This window comes from Streptomyces sp. NPDC000404, assembly GCF_040300365.1.
Classification (GTDB): Bacteria; Actinomycetota; Actinomycetes; order Streptomycetales; family Streptomycetaceae; genus Streptomyces; species Streptomyces ramulosus.
The window spans coordinates 1-1,850 of sequence record NZ_JBEPDN010000029.1; the positions used below are offsets into that span (position 1 = coordinate 1).

Genomic DNA, 1,850 nt, shown 5'->3' on the forward strand with positions numbered 1-1,850 from the left:
TGGGTTGGGTAGGGGAGCGTCGTGTGCCGGGTGAAGCAGCCGCGGAAGCGAGTTGTGGACGGTTCACGAGTGAGAATGCAGGCATGAGTAGCGATACACACGTGGGAAACGTGTGCGCCGATTGACTAAGGGTTCCTGGGTCAAGCTGATCTGCCCAGGGTAAGTCGGGACCTAAGGCGAGGCCGACAGGCGTAGTCGATGGACAACCGGTTGATATTCCGGTACCCGCTTTGAAGCGTCAAACATCGAGCCCTCTGATGCTAAGGCCGTGAAGCCGCCCTGATCTCTTCGGAGTTGAGGGGAGTGGTGGAGCCGCTGAACCAAGGTGGTAGTAGGTGAGTGATGGGGTGACGCAGGAAGGTAGTCCAGCCCGGGCGGTGGTTGTCCCGGGGTAAGGGTGTAGGGCGTTGTCCAGGTAAATCCGGACAGCATGAAGCCTGAGACCTGATGCCGAGCCGATTGTGGTGAAGTGGATGATCCTATGCTGTCGAGAAAAGCCTCTAGCGAGTTTCATGGCGGCCCGTACCCTAAACCGACTCAGGTGGTCAGGTAGAGAATACCGAGGCGTTCGGGTGAACTATGGTTAAGGAACTCGGCAAAATGCCCCCGTAACTTCGGGAGAAGGGGGGCCATTGCTGGTGAGGGAACTTGCTTCCTGAGCTGGTGGTGGCCGCAGAGACCAGCGAGAAGCGACTGTTTACTAAAAACACAGGTCCGTGCGAAGCCGTAAGGCGATGTATACGGACTGACGCCTGCCCGGTGCTGGAACGTTAAGGGGACCGGTTAGTCACATTTCGGTGTGGCGAAGCTGAGAACTTAAGCGCCAGTAAACGGCGGTGGTAACTATAACCATCCTAAGGTAGCGAAATTCCTTGTCGGGTAAGTTCCGACCTGCACGAATGGCGTAACGACTTCTCGACTGTCTCAACCATAGGCCCGGTGAAATTGCACTACGAGTAAAGATGCTCGTTTCGCGCAGCAGGACGGAAAGACCCCGGGACCTTTACTATAGCTTGATATTGGTGTTCGGTTCGGCTTGTGTAGGATAGGTGGGAGACTGTGAAGCGGCCACGCCAGTGGTTGTGGAGTCGTTGTTGAAATACCACTCTGGTCGTGCTGGATGTCTAACCTGGGTCCGTGATCCGGATCAGGGACAGTGTCTGGTGGGTAGTTTAACTGGGGCGGTTGCCTCCTAAAGGGTAACGGAGGCGCCCAAAGGTTCCCTCAGCCTGGTTGGCAATCAGGTGTTGAGTGTAAGTGCACAAGGGAGCTTGACTGTGAGACTGACGGGTCGAGCAGGTACGAAAGTAGGGACTAGTGATCCGGCGGTGGCTTGTGGAAGCGCCGTCGCTCAACGGATAAAAGGTACCCCGGGGATAACAGGCTGATCTTCCCCAAGAGTCCATATCGACGGGATGGTTTGGCACCTCGATGTCGGCTCGTCGCATCCTGGGGCTGGAGTCGGTCCCAAGGGTTGGGCTGTTCGCCCATTAAAGCGGTACGCGAGCTGGGTTTAGAACGTCGTGAGACAGTTCGGTCCCTATCCGCTGTGCGCGTAGGAGTCTTGAGAAGGGCTGTCCCTAGTACGAGAGGACCGGGACGGACGAACCTCTGGTGTGCCAGTTGTTCTGCCAAGGGCATGGCTGGTTGGCTACGTTCGGAAAGGATAACCGCTGAAAGCATCTAAGCGGGAAGCCTGCTTCGAGATGAGGGCTCCCTCCCACTTGATGGGGTAAGGCTCCCAGTAGACGACTGGGTTGATAGGCCAGATATGGAAGACCGGTAACGGTTGGAGTTGACTGGTACTAATAGGCCGAGGGCTTGTCCTCAGTTGCTCGCGTCCACTGTGT

The 1,850-nt window shown here is 56.6% G+C and carries 1 rRNA gene; it reads left to right on the plus strand.

The features are described 5' to 3' along the window. Positions 1-1,829: ribosomal RNA gene (locus tag ABT345_RS33190) — 23S ribosomal RNA — on the plus strand; the annotation flags it as partial. Positions 1,830-1,850: the final 21 nt, after the last annotated feature.